This window comes from Runella defluvii (assembly GCF_014195535.1).
GTDB classification, from domain to species: Bacteria; Bacteroidota; Bacteroidia; order Cytophagales; family Spirosomataceae; genus Runella; species Runella defluvii.
This window is the reverse complement of sequence record NZ_JACIBY010000016.1, coordinates 1-17,259: the sequence shown is the minus strand read 5'-3', so window position 1 is coordinate 17,259 and position 17,259 is coordinate 1. Positions and strand designations below refer to the sequence as shown.

Annotated in this window: 4 protein-coding genes; all 4 read right to left on the bottom strand. The window is 45.1% G+C overall.

Annotated elements, in window-relative coordinates:
* Nucleotides 1-602 precede the first annotated feature (602 nt).
* Nucleotides 603-7,730: a T9SS type A sorting domain-containing protein gene (locus FHS57_RS26320; protein ID WP_183978952.1), complete on the bottom strand. Its 7,128-nt coding sequence runs from the start codon at nucleotides 7,728-7,730 to the stop codon at nucleotides 603-605.
* Nucleotides 7,731-7,961: 231 nt separating this feature from the next.
* Nucleotides 7,962-9,701 carry a tetratricopeptide repeat protein gene (locus tag FHS57_RS26315; protein WP_183978950.1) on the bottom strand — a complete coding sequence of 580 codons (1,740 nt, stop codon included), beginning with the start codon at nucleotides 9,699-9,701 and terminating at the stop codon, nucleotides 7,962-7,964.
* 190 nt (nucleotides 9,702-9,891) lie between these two features.
* A complete protein-coding gene (locus tag FHS57_RS26310) occupies nucleotides 9,892-11,571 on the bottom strand; it encodes a tetratricopeptide repeat protein (RefSeq protein ID WP_183978948.1) in 1,680 nt (559 codons plus the stop codon).
* 363 nt (nucleotides 11,572-11,934) lie between these two features.
* On the bottom strand, nucleotides 11,935-17,259 hold a 5,325-nt coding region (locus FHS57_RS26305), incomplete at its 5' end, for an Ig-like domain-containing protein (protein WP_183978946.1).

The window sequence follows — 17,259 nt, the reverse complement described above, 5'->3', positions numbered from 1 at the left end:
CGACAGGAAGGCCATAATACGATATTTCCCATCTTGCCTCTGTGTTATTCCAATAAATCGCTTTAGAGGGTATTGGCGTACTAACCCAAGTATACGTTCCATTTGTTTGTCCATTTGGAACATATGCTCCTGCCGAAATACACTTTACAGAGGTTACTGTAATATTCTTGGGAGTAAACGTACAAGTCGCAGCCGCTCTAGCCGAGGAATTGGATGATTGTTGAGTTGTAGTCTGAGCTTGTGCCATGCCTAATAAGCAGCAAAATACCAGATACCAAAATACACGCAAGTAAAATTTGGACATAGTTAAAAAATGAGAATAAAACAATTTTTTAAGAAAAAAATATATACCATTTTAAAGCAATATATCCAACAAATATATGTCTATTAACAACAGATATGCAAGAAGAAAAAGTTACAATCCATGAACTACCTTTTTTTGTACACCAAACCCATCTAACCGTACACTAAATATCTAACCAGTATTGAAAAGAACGAGTGCCTCAGCCTTCTAAAACCCAATAACACGAAAAGGCACCGAAATCTCTATCGGTGCCTTTTCGTGAATAAATACCTCTAAAATTGTCTGAAGCTAATCTTGTTTAAAGCTTAATAATCTTTAAAGTGCTTTGGGTACGTTCTGATTTTACCTGCAAGAAATACATTCCCTTCGGCAGCTCACTTACCCCAAAATCCTCTTGGTGCGTGTTGGTTTCGGGCACAAATTGACGATGTAAAATTGCCCGTCCTGAGGCATCAGTCAACGAAGTTTGCACTACTAGCCCTTTGCTCTCTTGCAGTTTCAAGCGAAGTACATTTGAAACTGGGTTAGGCAGAACGGTAGCGATGGCGCTATTATCGGTTATCAGTTGTCCGTTATCCGAAACAACTTGCCCTTCGCCCTTTGCCACTTGCTCCCCACTCTCAGCTGCACGCGCCGCACCTACTCCTACTCCGTCTTTCGACTGGATTCTAAACCAGTATTCTTGATAGGCCAACACGTTGCCCTGAGGTTTCCGCGTCGATGGATAGATACTGCCCCAGCCTTTCATATCCCAATAACGAATACCCAATTTGTACAAACCTTTCGGTAACCCAGAATCATATACGTTTCCCCCCACTCCGTTGTCTTGGTAAAAACCGTAGGCTGGATGGTTTTGCGCGTACAATTCCGTCCAGCCGTCACGGTTGGCATACATAAAGTAGGGTGCGTTGTTTTCGTGGGTATTAAATGAGCGAAGTACGCCCATTTCGGGCGTCGCCAACATGTCGAAGGTCAACGAGCCATTCGTCCCCAAGGCGCAAGCATCCACGTTGATTGTCCAGTAACGTGGAGCTAGTTTGTTGGCATTTTCTACGTAATACAAGGTCGGATTTTGCTGCGTGCTTTGCTCCAATTCAGGGCCACCGTCTCGGGTGATAAATTGGCTACTCCACGCCGCGCGGTCGTTAGACTTTATGGCTGATTTGCTTTCGCCAATGTTAATCAGCGTTAATTCAAAGGCTTTCCAACTCACTTCTTTTGCCGCACTTATTCCGCTCTGGCAACCGTTTTCATACTTGCAAAAAGCCGTGAAACGCTGACGAGTTACGTTTGAGTAACCAATCGTAAAACTAGGCCCTTCCACCCCCGTATTCCAAACTGCTTTAGCACCCGCAGGACAGGTCGTTGAGACCGTCACTTCCACGCCCGTACAAACTACTTCGGCACTTACACTCACCACAGGCGTTACATTCACGGGTATCACGGTATAAGTCACTGTATTGCTTTTTTCACTCAAACAACCACCACCCGCTTGGCAACGAGCGTAATACGAGGTCGTTTCGTTGGGCGTTTGACTTGGAAAGGCAAGTAGCGCCGCGTTAGTTGACGCATTGTACCAGACTATCGCCAAACTACCGCAACTGGCCGTACCGCTAAACGCCACGGGCGTTCCACACCCATTTGTCACGTTTAAACTTGCCACGGGAGCCTGGCCAACACTGTTTATTCGAATTCTCATTACTCCTGACTCCGTTTCGATGCACGAAAGCGTACCATCTGATTTACGGCAGCGGACGCGGTAATTGTGGAATTGACCATCCACTAATTGCAAAGGAACAATGCTGCTGTAATCTCCTCCGTCCACTGAGTAAATCACAACCTCACCCGACGCACAAGTCGCACTAAACGTCAAGGCATTGCCTTCCACATTACATATATCTTTGCTTTCGCCTTCAATTACCGTAATTCCATCCGCTATCAAAGACACTTGCTGGGGCGTTGAGGCACGGTAATTAATCTTTACTTCAATCGCACTCGTGTACGTACTAGGGCAACTGGCATCGCAGGCCGCTTGGTAGCGGTGAAGTTGGTTATTGGAAGGTTGAGAAACTGGTGGATTGGTTGACCAGTCGCTCCATGCTCCATTTCCCACTTGCACTCGCCAGACGGGAGCGCCTACGACGCACCCCGTTGTAACCGTAAACTGTAGGTTATTCACTGGATTCGCATCTATATCGCAGAGCGTCTGGCTGTTGCCTTCGTTCAAGGTTTGTTGGAGCGTTGCTAACGTAATTGTTGGTTTGCTTTGTATTTTTATTTCCACACTACCACCTTGGGCTTGGCTACAACTCGTTGATGAGCTTTCCGACACACTTACTAAACTATACTTAAACACTCCAAACACATCGGTTGGAATAGCTACTGCTACACTATTTCCGCTAACGGTTTTCACCGTTTGGGCTGCGCCATCATTGATTTTATAGGTAAACGTGTAAGGAGCCGTTGCATTTGCACCCGTGAAAGTCACGGAGGGCGATGCTCCATTTTGACACACCGTCGTCGTTCCCGAAATGGTGGCTGTCGGTAACGGATTCACCGTCACTGTTGCGCTGCCACTTTGGATTTGACTACAAGTTGTCGATGAACTTTCCGATACACTCACTAAACTATACACAAACTCGCCCGCCGTGCCCGTCGAGACTGACACCGTCGCACTGTTGCCACTCGTTGTTTTCACCGTTTGCGGAGTGCCATCGTTGATTTTGTAAGTAAACGTATAAGGTGCCGTCGCATTTGAACCCGTAAATGTAACGTTAGGCGACTGACTATTTTGGCATAGCGCCGTTGTGCCAGTTATTGTGGCAGTTGGCAACGGATTGACCGTTACCGTCGCACTGCCGCTTTGAGTTTGGTTACAAGTTGTCGATGAACTTTCCGATACATTAACCAAACTATATACAAACACACCCGCCGTACCCGTCGGGACTGACACCGTCACACTGTTGCCACTCGTTGTTTTCACCGTTTGGGGAGATCCATCGTTGATTTTGTAGGTAAACGTGTAAGGAGCCGTCGCATTTGAGCCCGTAAATGTAACGCTTGGCGACTGTACGTTTTGGCATACCGTCGTCGTGCCCGAAATCGTCGCTGTCGGTAACGGATTCACCGTCACTGTTGCGCTGCCACTTTGGGTTTGGCTACACGCCGTCGATGAACTTTCCGATACGCTCACTAAACTATACACGAACTCGCCCGCCGTACTCGTCGGGACTGATACCGTCGCACTGTTGCCACTCGTTGTTTTCACCGTTTGGGGAGTACCGTCGTTGATTTTGTAAGTAAACGTATAAGGTGCCGTCGCATTTGAACCCGTAAATGTAACGTTAGGCGACTGACTATTTTGGCATAGCGCCGTTGTGCCAGTTATTGTGGCAGTTGGCAACGGATTCACCGTTACCGTCGCACTGCCGCTTTGGGTTTGGTTACAAGTTGTCGATGAACTTTCCGATACATTGACCAAACTATATACAAACACACCCGCCGTACCCGTAGGGACTGACACCGTCACACTGTTGCCACTCGTTGTTTTTACCGTTTGGGGGGATCCATCGTTGATTTTGTAGGTAAACGTGTAAGGAGCCGTCGCATTTGAGCCCGTAAATGTAACGCTTGGCGACTGTACGTTTTGGCATACCGTCGTCGTGCCCGAAATGGTGGCTGTCGGCAACGCATTTACCGTCACTGTCGCACTACCACTTTGCGTTTGGCTACACGCCGTCGATGAACTTTCCAATACACTCACTAAACTATACACAAACTCGCCCGCCGTACCCGTCGGGACTGACACCGTCACACTGTTCCCACTCGTTGTTTTCACCGTTTGGGGAGTGCCGTCGTTGATTTTGTAAGTAAACGTGTAAGGTGCCGTCGCATTTGAACCCGTAAATGTAACGTTAGGCGACTGACTATTTTGGCATAGCGCCGTTGTGCCAGTTATCGTCGCCGTCGGCAATGGATTTACCGTTACCGTAGCACTGCCGCTTTGGGTTTGGCTACACGCCGTCGTCGTTGCATCTTTAACACTTATCAACGTATAAACAAACTCGCCTACTGCATCAGTCGGTACGTCTAGGCTTACGCTACTTCCATTCTGCGTCGTTACGGTTTGTTCGGCACCCGTGTTCAATTTGTAGGTAAATGTGTAAGGCGCTGCTCCTTTGTCCCCCGTAAAAGTGATTTTGGGCGAAGTACTATTTCGGCATACCGTCGTCATTCCCGATATCGTTGCTGTCGGCAACGCATTTACCGTCACTGTCGCGCTGCCACTTTGGGTTTGACTACACGCCGTCGATGAACTTTCCAATACACTCACTAAACTATACACAAACTCGCCCGCCGTACCCGTCGGGACTGACACCGTCACACTGTTGCCACTCGTTGTTTTCACCGTTTGGGGAGTGCCGTCGTTGATTTTGTAAGTAAACGTGTAAGGTGCCGTCGCATTTGAACCCGTAAATGTAACGTTAGGCGACTGACTATTTTGGCATAACGCCGTTGTGCCAGTTATCGTCACAGTCGGCAATGGATTTACCGTCACCGTCGCACTGCCGCTTTGGGTTTGGCTACACGCCGTCGTCGTTGCATCTTTAACACTTATCAACGTATAAACAAACTCGCCTACTGCATCAGTCGGTACGTCTAGGCTTACGCTACTTCCATTCTGCGTCGTTACGGTTTGTTCGGAACCCGTGTTCAATTTGTAGGTAAATGTATAAGGCGCTGTTCCTTTGTCCCCCGTAAAAGTGATTTTGGGTGAAGTACTATTTCGGCATACCGTCGTCATTCCCGATATCGTTGCTGTCGGCAACGCATTTACCGTCACTGTCGCACTGCCACTTTGCGTTTGACTACACGCCGTCGATGAACCATCTTTGACACTTAACAAAATGTACTCAAATGTGCCCGATTCATTCGTCGGTACATCTAGGCTGACGCTGCTACCGTTTGTGGTCGTTATCGACTGCTCAGAACCGTTGTTGATTTTGTACGTGAGTGTGTATGGCGCTGTCCCCACCGCTCCTGTAAAGGTGATTTTGGGTGAACTAGCATTTTTACAAACCGCCGTCCCGCCCGAAATCGTGGCCGTTGGTAAAGGGTTCACTGTCACCGTACTATTATCTACGATAAACACAGTACAGTTATCTTTCGCTATACCGATGGGGATTAAGTTAACATCGGCAACAGCATTAGGAAGTGTCAGCTGTTGATTGTTTCCATTCAAAAGTAGGGTTTGGTCCTCCTCAAGTCCTGTAATTATATAGGTCAGCGTAGCACCGCTGGTTCCTTTGACTGTGAAAATAGCGTCCTTGCCTGAACAAATGGGACTGTTGTTACCGACGATCGTTACGGTTGGCAACGGAGGATCCGTCAATTCCTTTGAGGTAGTAAGAGGAATAGTACAGCCCAGTGCCGTAAGCATAAAATTACTGTAGGTACCTGCTGTAAGTCCGCTCAACGTAAAATTGTTTCCTGCGACATTCACACTTTTGGGACTTGTGGTTGTCGAGGTCGTTGTGAAACTCAGTGCATAATTAGTGCCATTTGGCAAATTAGTCGTAGTGAAAGCAATACTTCCTTGATTTCCGCCGCACGTAGTAGGATTTGTGATACTTCCTGCTACAAGTGTAATGTTACAAACTAAGTAGTTAAAAGGTACAACAAAGTTACACCCTCCGTTGGTAATTTTGGCATAAAGCGTTCGTGTGCCCGTCGGAAACGACGTCAAGGGAGTAAAATTATTGGGTAAACTAAAGGTACCAGCCGATTGAGTCGCCGCTTCATCCGAATAAATGTTGATAGAGCCATTGTAAGAACCTCCGAAGCTAAAAATGGGCGTGGTGGGGTAGCTGTTCACAATGACTGACGAAGCGGAGGTGTTGGTCACTGACCCCGAAAGTGTTCCATAACGAAGCACTCCGTTGTTAGTAAATGTTCCTTGATTATCTAGTTCATTTACCACATACACCAATCCAGTATTGGTCAATGTTTTATTAGCTAGATTTCCTAATTTACCCCTCATTACCCTCAATTCCCCGCACGGTTTATTAGCGAAAGTTGCGTCATTTTGTACACCATCTACTCCTACATTACCATTGGCTCCAATCACTAGGTTACCCTCATTAGTAAAATTACCAGAAGAGCCATTCATTAACCCAGCCCTACTACTTTGATCAAGAAAAATCTTCCCCCCTGCGTTGTCATTAAACGTCGCACTGTTTAAGATAGCATAGAATCCAACTAACGCATTGGCTCCAATTGTTATGCTCCCCTCGTTTGTAAACGTACCCTTGCCGTTTGATAATCCACTATTCAAAGTTCGGTCAATAGCAATTGTCCCCCCTGACTGATTGAGGAAACTACTTTGATTACTTATGCCAATTCCGCCCGATGTGCTACTATTGGACCCGACCACAACCTTCCCAGCATTGGTAAAACTCCCAAAATTTTCCAACCCAATGCCCCCACTAGTAAATCGATCAATATAAATTTCTCCCCCTGTATTATTCACAACAGCATCAGCACTATTTGAGAAAGCACGGATACCCGTTAAGTCATTGGCACCTATAACTAGCTTTCCAGCATTGGTAAAAGTACCTTTCTTGTGAGAAAAAGCAAACCTAGCGACTCCATCAATATAAATTTCTCCACCTGACTGGTTTGTCATACTACCATCATTATCAATCCCAGTTGAGTTAGTTAAATTATCAGCATCAATAACTATTTTTCCAGCATTGGTAAAATTCGAAAAGCTATCTGTGTTAAGCCCAGTAGTTGAAAACTTATAAAGATAAATTTCTCCCCCATTTTTATTCTCAACTGCATTTGTATTTAATAAACCGTACGTCCCCACTGTTTTATTGCTTCCAATAAATACCTTACCTTCATTGACAAACAGCGCACCGTAGGCATCAAAGCCCGCACTGGTAGTTCCATCAATGTAAATTTCACCCCCTGACTTATTGGTAAATTTCCCAGGAAAGGCATCAGCGTCTTGTGTATAGATACCATACGAAACACTACTGCTCGATGGGTCTATTCGAATAACTCCGCTATTTTCGACTATACCTAAATTTACAAATGAAGCGGAAGGAGACGGAGAAGGCCTACCTCCATCAATGGCAAGGCTTGCTCCACTTTCAATTGTTAATCGAGCCCCAAGTTCCACTTGCACACTATTGGCTACCGCTGCTGTTCCCACCTTAATGATGGGAGAGTTTACTTCTGACGTATAACCAATAACCACATCTTTGTCCGCAGTTGGAACACCACTCGGCGTCCAGTTTGCCGCTACATTCCAATCACGGCTGACACTGGCATTCCAAGTCACCATCACTCTTTGACTACGCAATAGCATGGGCATGAAGCATAGGAAGGGCACCAAAAAACGGAAAGTAAAAGTTTTCATAAAATTCGATGGACGTATATGTGTTAAGTACTTATACAAAATAGACATACTGCCCTCAAAAAAGCTATTTTAGGGGGTGGACAATGGGGGTGGACAACTTGTAATCTACTGACTATCAGTACGCTAAAAAGGCCCTCTTTTTATATTAGCTTCTATAATAGCCTCCTCAAAATACTAAGCAGGGGCATTAAAATTACGCATTTGCCTATACGTCTTTCACAAATAATACGTTTAGACAGCCGAAGCAGTGGAGATATCTTTGATTAAAGTGGGGTATTTTTTACGAATTCGATAGCGTGATTTCTTCACCGAATCGGCGGAAATGCCCAACATATTCCCTTTCACTTTATCCGTCAAATTAAGTTTTTCCAGCGCAGTGAGTCGAATTTCAGCTGCTGTCAACTCAGGGTACTCTTTCTTTAACTCGTCAAAAAAGCCAGGAAATGCTTGCTCAAAAACTGACTTGAAAGAAACCCAATCGTTATCAGTAAGTAACATACTTTGTTGAAGTGACTTTAACGTTATTTCAGCCTCGTTTATCTCGACATCAAGCACTACGTCTTTCTTTATCTGCGTATATATCTTTTCAATTAATTCATTTTTTTCTCTTAAATTGTTTACATATTTGTCCAACAACTCATTCGCTTGTTTAAGTTTTCTTTGAATTTTATTATTTTCAACCTCTGCAATCTTTTTATCTTGAATTCGATGGTCATTAAACCATAAAATAATCAATATAAAACACAAAATCAACCCAATAATAATAACATTTCTCAAACGTCTTTCATAATTAGAATTCACCTCTATCTCTTTTTTTTCATTTAAAAATCTCTCAGCTTCCAGTTGGCTTTCAAATGCTTTTATCTTAGTAATATCCTTTTCTATTTTTATTGAATCATTCACAGCTAAAAGTGAATCTTTGTAACTTGAAGCAAGTTCATATTTTTTTATTTTGTCGTAATATAGGCTTAATGTCATATAAACCAGCCGATTATACCCCTTCCTCCAATATTCGTCTTTGGTTCTATACGTTGGTAAGTATTTTTTTGCTTCTTCAAGCGAATCAAGCTTTATCAAGCAGCAAGCGACGTACAATCGGGATTGTGCTGAATTCAAAGGAATTGACTCTTTAGTCATCTCTACGTCAAGTTTAAGCAAAGGAAGTGCTTCTGCATATTTCTTTTTAAACCAGTAGTTAATTCCTAAATTTCCAATAGCAACACTTTCCAGCACAGTATCGTTGGTTTTCTTAGCCAGTTCAATAGATTTTTTAAATTCAGTCTCCGCTTTATCGTATTGGTTCATTTTGAGGTAACACAACCCCATATTATCGTGATAATCAGCAGGAAGATATAAAGTTTTGTACGGGCTCTTTAGTGCCAATTGACAATATCTCATGGCTTTGTTATAATCTTGATAGTAATAATAGAATGAAAAAAAACCTTCATAGTAAAAACTTGCATGTCGAAACGAATAATAATTCATATCTTCTAAAATCTGTTTAGCTCTGTATATAAATTGAATGCTTTTTTTTGTTTCATTTGAATAAAAAAAGTACATTCCAATTGTATAGTAATACATCGCTCTTAGTTCTTTATTACTAGAAGATAGTACATAGTTTTCTCCCCTTTCAAAAACTCGTTCTTTTTTTGTTGAGTCGGAAGTTAATAAGTAGGTAAAAGTATGTCTTGCTGTTTCAGAATACGCTAATAATTGCTTATCACCTAGCTCCCTTGCAATTTTACTTAGGCTATCCATTCGTTTAAAATCTTCCTGTACTTTTTGCCAATCATAATACATATTGAAAAAATAATTAAGACGATTTTCAACGGGCTGATTGACAATCTCCCTCACATACAACGGTATGTGTTTCTTCCCCCGTGCAGGAAATGAAGTACCTACTATTCCAATCCATAGTAATAGACTCAGGGCTTTAGAGGGAAATAAATACCATTTAAGCGAGTTCAACATAGACGTTTTTGATTCAGTACAAATCAAAAACCTCTTTGTCAAATATGCTATTTTAAAGGGTGGACAAAAGGGGTGGACAATTTACAATTTACTCACAAACAAGATGTTACAAACAAAACCAGCAATTTCAATCCCCTATTCTTGGTTTTCAAAAGTAAAATATACCCCCACTTTAATCAGTAAAGCTTTTCTATAAAGGGGTGTTTTCAATCAATGTAGGATATTTTTTTCGTAGGCGATACCGGGTCTTTTTGACAGAATCTGCCGAAATCCCCAACATATTTCCTTTCACCCTATCCGTTAAATTGAGTTTTTCGAGCGCGGTGAGTCGCACTTCAGCCGCTGTTAAATCGGGATATTTTTTGCTTAAATTTTCAAAAAAATACGGAAAAACTTGCTCAAATAGCGACTTAAATTCAGTCCAATCTTTCTCCGTCAGTAAGATACTTTTCTGAAGATTATTCAAGGTCGTTTCAGCCACATCTGGCTCCAGTTTCGGTTCCTCTTCTTCCTTCATTTGGGCAGAAATTTGCTCAATCAACACATTTTTTTCTTTGATATACACCAAGTACTGTTCTAATTGCTGATTCGCATGACGCAACATTTCTTCCGCCCGCTGGCGCTTTTCCATTTGAAGGCGTTTTTCTTGCTTTCCTCGCTCATTGAGCCAATAAACAATTCCCAAAAACAACAGGAATAGGAAACCAATAATCACGTTTCTAACTATACGTTCATTTTTCACATCCGATTGCAAAGTCCTGCGCTCATTGATGTATTTTTCGGCTTGCAAGCTACTTTCCAACACCACCACTTTTTTGTAATCTAGCTTAATTTTTAACGAGTCTTTCAACGTCAATAAGGAATCTTTAAAACGGCTGGCTAGGCTAAAATTGCCCATTTTGGTATAATACAAAGCCGTAGTCTCATAGTGAATCAAATCATACGTTGGATAAGTCCAAATTGGCATTGGCATCGTAGGCGGCCTCAAAAATGTCCTAGCTTTCTCAAGTGAGTCGAGCATGATTAGCGCATTAGCGATATAAAATCGGCTGATAACCGCATTCTCAGGGATGGCCTTTTCGTTGACCCTCGCCTCTTCGTATAAATACGGAAGCGCTTCTTTGTACTTGCCTTGCAGTCGAAGTAAATTCCCCAAATTGCCTCTTAGCAATACTTCAAAGTTATAATGTTTCTGTACTTTTGCTGCGTCAATACCCTGCTTAAATGCCTTTTCTGCTTCGTCATATTGCTTCATTTTAAGGTAACAAAGCCCCAAGTTATTGTATATCCCCATAGGCGAAAACACCGCATTAGGGGGTTCTTTGAGCGCAATTTGGCACTGTAGAGCGGCCATTTTATAGTCCTCAAAAAAGTAATACATAGAAAAAAAGCCAATGTAATAATAAATGCTTGGAGGGTACTTGCCATAGTAGGTTTCTTCCAACAATTTTCGAGCTTTGAACAGCAGTGGCAACCCCGTCGTATAGTCTTTATTATCGAATGCTTCCGAACCTCTCCAAAAGAAATAATATGCCTTTAAATCGTCATAGGGAGTTATTTTTGTGATTTTCTCCAATTGCGCGGCATACCTCTTTATTTCTTTTTCTTGGGTTGCTTCTTCTTTTTTCATCCGTAATTGAATAACCTCAAGATAGGCCAGCGAGCGCTCATCACTTTCGTTGGCGGCAACTTTTTGCACGCTGTCCAACTGCGATTGGTAGCGTTTTGACAAATCGTTGCCGACAAATTGGTACGATAAATCAATCAAAAAACGTACTCGCTTCTGTTTCACTGAAAAAGCCTGCTGTGCGTTCAGTTGCAGCGTACTCGACATGATTACCCAACTTATTACAACCACAAGTCGGGACATCCTCAACAATTTTTGATTTAGTTTTGAGTCAGTCACACGTATCAAAATAAATTATATTCCAAAAATAACATTTACCTTGGAATAGTTCTTCTATTTATCAAGGAGCTTTTCTCATCAACCCCTTATTTCTCTCCTATTTCTTCCTGATAATCAAAGCCATAACCGAATACTAATTATCCCAAAACCTCCCTTTTACCTCATAAGTGCTAAAACACAAGTTATCCGTTCAAAATCGACGAATTATATCAAAACAAATACCCTAAAACTTTTGCACTCCTACTTAAAATAACAAAACAGGGGATAATGGAGATTTTTAACGCTCCCCTACCCCCTGCTCAGATTTAGCAATAATGCCAAGTACCCTTAGTGTATCTTTACAACTTTTAAAGTTGCTTGGTTTTCAGCCGTCGATACTTTCAAGAAGTACATCCCCGTCGGCAATTCGCTAACGCCAAACTCTTCTTGATGGGTATTCGTCTCTGGCATAAATTGACGGTGTACTACCTCCCGACCAGAAGCATCCATCAACGAAGTTTGGACTACTTGCCCCTTGCTCTCATGCACTTTCAAGCGAAGGACGTTAGTGACGGGATTGGGGAGAACCGTGGCGAAGGCGCCGTTATCGGTTAGCTGTTGTCCGTTATCCGACCCTTGCCCTTTGCTTGTTGCCCTTTGCTTGTTGCCACTTGCCCCTTCCTGCCCCCAACTCTCCGCTGTTCTCGCTGCGCCCACACCTACCCCATCTTTCGACTGGATTCGGAACCAGTATTCTTGATACGCCAGCACGTTGCCTTGCGGCTTCCGCGTCGAAGGATAAATGCTTCCCCAACCCTTCTGGTCCCAGTAACGTACGCTTAGTTTGTAAAGCCCCTTTGGTAAGCCTTCGTCATAGACGTTTCCACCCGCGCCATTATCTTGATAGAAGCCGTAAGCAGGATGATTTTGGGCGTACAATTCCGTCCAGCCCTCACGGTTGGCGTACATAAAGTAGGGGGCGTTATTTTCGTGCGTATTGAACGAACGAATGACACCCGTCTCGGGGGTGGCCAACATATCAAACGTTAACGAGCCATTTGTCCCCAGCGCGCACGCATCCACGTTAATCGTCCAATAACGAGGGGCTACTTTGTTGGCATTTTCTACGTAATATAACGTCGGGTTTTGCTGCGTACTTTGTTCCAATTCAGGGCCACCGTCAGCTGTAACAAACTGGCTTGCCCACGCCGCGCGGTCGTTGGTTTTTACCACTGATTTGCTTTGGCCAATGTTGATAAATGTCAATTCAAATGCTTTCCAAGCTACCGATTTTGGTAAACTTACAGCTGTTTGGCAACTATTTTCGTAAATACAACGAACGGTGTAAGTCTGACGGGTTACGTTGGCAAATGAGACTTTAAACGAAGGTGTTACCACTCCCGTATTCCAAAGTGGTGTAGCTCCTGCTGGACAATTTGTCGAAACAGTCACTTCCGTTCCCGTACACACTAGTTCCGCGCTTGTTGTAACGATTGGAGCAGTACTTACAGCTATAACTGTGTAAGTCACAACGTTGCTCTTTTCACTCAAACATCCCCCGTCAGCTTGACAACGTACATAATACGACGTCGTTGCTTCAGGCGTTGTTGTGGGCAAATTAGACAAGGCTATGTTTGTAGTCGCATTGTACCAAATAGAAGTAGTCCCTCCGCAGTTGGCCGTGCCAACCCATGCCACGGGGCTACCACAACCACTGGTAACATTCAGGCTGGCTACAGGAGGAGCTGGTACAATCGTTATCCGCAAACGCATCACTCCTGATTCTGATTCTACACACGAGGTAGTTCCGTCAGATTTACGGCAACGTACGCGGTAATTGTGGTACTGACCGTCCACCAATTGCGTTGGAACGACACTGCTGTAATCACCGCCATCTACTGAGTAAAGTAGCACTTCTCCCGATGCACAAGTCGCGTTGAACGTCAAAGTGTTTCCTTCTGCATTACAAACCTCCTTGGTCTCGCCTGGGTTTACCGTTACTCCATCAGCCAACAATGACACATTTTGAGGAACCGAAGCACGGTAATTTACTATTACCTCAATTGGATTGGTAAAAGTAGAATTACAATTGGCATCGCAAGCAGCTTGGTATCGGTGAATCTGGTTATTGGACGATTGGGAAATTGGCGGATTGGTTAACCAACTGCTCCAGGCACCATTTCCAACTTGAACCCGCCAAACGGGTGCTCCTGTTACACACGAACCCGAAACATTAAACTGTAAACCATTAACTGGATTGGCATCCGTGTCACAAAGTTCTAACTTATCTCCTTCTTTGAGTACAGTACCGTTAAGATTGAGGGTCACGGTTGGTTTTCCCTGTACAATGACTGTCAGCACTGCGTTTTGAACTTGGCTACATCCATTGGCATCCATCACACTAACCAGCGTATATTCGTAACTACCAGCATTTACCGTTGGATGTTGAATCGTAGCAACACTTCCAGACGACACTATATTTTGTTGGTTTTCATTGTTAATCTTGTAAACAAACGTGTATGGCGAGCTTCCATTAGCTCCCACAAATCGAAGTTCAACGGGAGTGGCATTCGAGCAACTGGTTGTTGTACCAGTTAGCATAGCAGTAGGAAGCGAATTGACTAAGACATTCATCGTGGTTGGGACTGCACATTGAGCAACAGCTGGCGTAAACGTATAGCTGGTCAATCCTACATTTGCCGTACTTATGGCAGCATTCCACGTTCCCGTTATTCCATTTTCTGATGTCGTAGGTAAAACTACAGGAGTAACTCCTTGACAATAAGGGCCTATTTGTGTAAATGTCGGAGTTACTGAAGAGCTTACTTGAACCATCATAGATGCTGTCGTAGCACATTGCCCCACTGTAGGAGTAAATGTATAAGTAGTTGTACCGACAGCCGCTGTACTAATTGCGCTATTCCACGTTCCCGTTATTCCATTTAATGAGGTTAACGGAAGAAGCCCTGGTGCAGCCATTGGGCAGTACGGCCCTAGTTGATTAAACGTTGGAACCACAGGTGTCTTCACCGTCACGCTGCTCGTTGTCGAACTGCACCCTGTCGCCGTTTCAGTGAACGTAAACGTCACACTACCCGCAGCTACACCCGTTACTACGCCTGCATTCGTTACCATCGCTTTGCTATCATCGCTGCTTGTCCATGTCCCGCCGCTTGCTGGGCTTAAAGTAATGGTGCTACCGACGCACACACTTGTCGATGACGCACTGACCGTTGGCAATACCTTCACCGTCACACTGCTCGTTGTCGAACTGCACCCTGTCGCCGTTTCCGTGAACGTAAACGTCACACTACCCGCAGAAACTCCTGTTACTACACCCGCATTCGTTACCGTCGCTTTGCTATCGTCGCTGCTTGTCCATGTACCGCCGCTCGTTGGACTCAACGTGATGGTACTTCCAACACACACACTTGTTGATGGTGTGCTGACTGTTGGTTTGGCATTGACCGTTACACTGTTCGTCGTCGCACTGCAACCCGTGGCGGTTTCGGTAAATGTAAACGTCACACTACCCGCAGAGACTCCCGTTACTACACCCGCATTCGTCACCGTCGCTTTGCTATCATCGCTGCTTGTCCATGTACCGCCGCTCGTTGGACTCAACGTGATGGTACTTCCAACACACACACTTGTTGATGGTGTGCTGACTGTTGGTTTGGCATTGACCGTTACACTGTTCGTCGTCGCACTGCAACCCGTGGCGGTTTCGGTAAATGTAAACGTTACACTACCCGCAGCTACACCCGTTACGACACCCGCATTCGTTACCGTCGCTTTGCTATCATCGCTGCTTGTCCATGTACCGCCGCTCGTTGGACTCAACGTGATGGTACTTCCAAGGCACACACTTGTTGATGGTGTGCTGACTGTTGGTTTGGCATTGACCGTTACGCTGCTCGTTGTCGCACTGCACCCTGTCGCTGTTTCCGTGAACGTAAACGTTACACTACCCGCGGACACTCCCGTTGCTACACCCGCATTCGTTACCGTCGCTTTGCTATCATCGCTGCTTGTCCATGTACCGCCGCTCGTTGGACTCAAAGTGATGGTACTTCCAATGCACACACTTGTTGATGGCGCACTGACTGTTGGTTTGGCATTGACCGTTACACTATTCGTCGTCGCACTGCACCCTGTCGCTGTTTCCGTGAACGTAAACGTCACACTGCCCGCCGAGACTCCCGTTACTACACCCGCATTCGTTACCGTCGCTTTGCTATCGTCGCTGCTTGTCCATGTACCACCGCTCGTTGGGCTTAAAGTAATGGTGCTACCGACGCACACACTTGTCGATGACGCACTGACCGTTGGCAAGGGCTTCACCGTTACGCTGCTCGTTGTCGAACTGCAACCCGTGGCGGTTTCGGTAAATGTAAACGTCACACTACCCGCGGACACTCCCGTTACTACACCTGCATTCGTCACCGTCGCTTTGCTATCATCGCTGCTTGTCCATGTACCGCCGCTCGTTGGACTCAATGTGATGGTACTTCCAATGCACACACTTGTTGATGGTGTGCTGACTGTTGGTTTGGCATTGACCGTTAGACTGTTCGTCGTCGCACTGCAACCCGTCACCGTTTCCGTGAACGTAAACGTCACACTACCCGCAGCTACACCCGTTACTACACCCGCATTTGTTACCGTTGCTTTGCTATCATTACTACTTGTCCATGTACCGCCGCTTGTTGGACTTAAAGTAATGGTGCTTCCAACGCACACACTTGTCGATGACGCACTGACCGTTGGCAAGGGCTTCACCGTCACGCTGCTCGTTGTCGAACTGCACCCTGTCGCCGTTTCCGTGAACATAAATGTCACACTGCCCGCAGAGACTCCCGTTACTACACCCGCATTCGTCACCGTCGCTTTACTATTGTTGCTGCTTGTCCATGTACCACCGCTCGTTGGACTTAAAGTAATGGTGCTACCGACGCACACACTTGTCGATGACGCACTGACCGTTGGCAATGCCTTCACCGTCACGCTGCTCGTTGTCGAACTGCACCCTGTCGCCGTTTCCGTGAACGTAAACGTTACACTACCCGCGGACACTCCCGTTACTACACCCGCATTCGTCACCGTCGCTTTGCTATCGTCGCTGCTTGTCCATGTACCGCCGCTTGTTGGACTCAACGTGATGGTACTTCCAATGCACACACTTGTTGATGGTGTGCTGACTGTTGGTTTGGCATTGACCGTCACGCTGCTCGTTGTCGCACTGCAACCTGTCGCTGTTTCCGTGAACGTAAACGTCACACTGCCCGCGGAAACTCCCGTTACTACACCCGCATTCGTTACCGTCGCTTTGCTGTCGTCGCTGCTTGTCCATGTACCGCCGCTTGTTGGACTCAACGTGATGGTACTTCCAAGGCACACACTTGTTGATGGTGTGCTGACTGTTGGTTTGGCATTGACCGTTACACTGTTCGTTGTCGCACTGCACCCTGTCGCTGTTTCCGTGAACGTAAACGTCACACTACCCGCAGCTACACCCGTTACTACGCCTGCATTCGTTATCGTCGCTTTGCTATCGTCGCTGCTTGTCCATGTACCGCCGCTTGTTGGACTCAACGTGATGGTACTTCCAACACACACACTTGTTGATGGTGTGCTGACTGTTGGTTTGGCATTGACCGTTACACTGTTCGT